This is a genomic window from Franconibacter helveticus LMG 23732, from assembly GCF_000463115.2.
GTDB classification, from domain to species: domain Bacteria; phylum Pseudomonadota; class Gammaproteobacteria; order Enterobacterales; family Enterobacteriaceae; genus Franconibacter; species Franconibacter helveticus.
In genome coordinates, this window is the sequence record NZ_AWFX01000040.1 from 1 (window position 1) to 291 (window position 291).

The 291-nt window shown below is 56.7% G+C and carries 1 protein-coding gene; it reads right to left on the reverse strand.

The window, feature by feature from the left end:
• Positions 1 to 75: 75 nt before the first annotated feature.
• Positions 76 to 240, reverse strand: a complete 165-nt coding sequence (locus tag DW56_RS10335) for a type I toxin-antitoxin system Hok family toxin (protein WP_075207060.1) — start codon at positions 238 to 240, stop codon at positions 76 to 78.
• Positions 241 to 291 lie beyond the last annotated feature (51 nt).

Sequence of the window (291 nt, forward strand, 5' to 3'; positions counted from 1 at the left end):
CCCTTTTAAAAGGCGCTCGCGGTATGCCTGACCTCATCCGCCCTGAAAAGGCGGGGTTGCCCCCGCCCCAGGTTGCTACTTACCGGATTCGTAAGCCATAAGCGCAACAACCTCCCGTAGCTCATCCTTATAGCGCACACCGCAGAGCGGGTTTCGCAGCAGGAAAACGAGCAGTAACAGCGTTACGCACACCATTAATACGCGCCAGATCCGGGGGTTATGCGGCATTTTCATCGCCATCTTCTCCTTGCCTCACGGCAGGTAAGAGGCTACTCTGGATGGGTCGAGCAT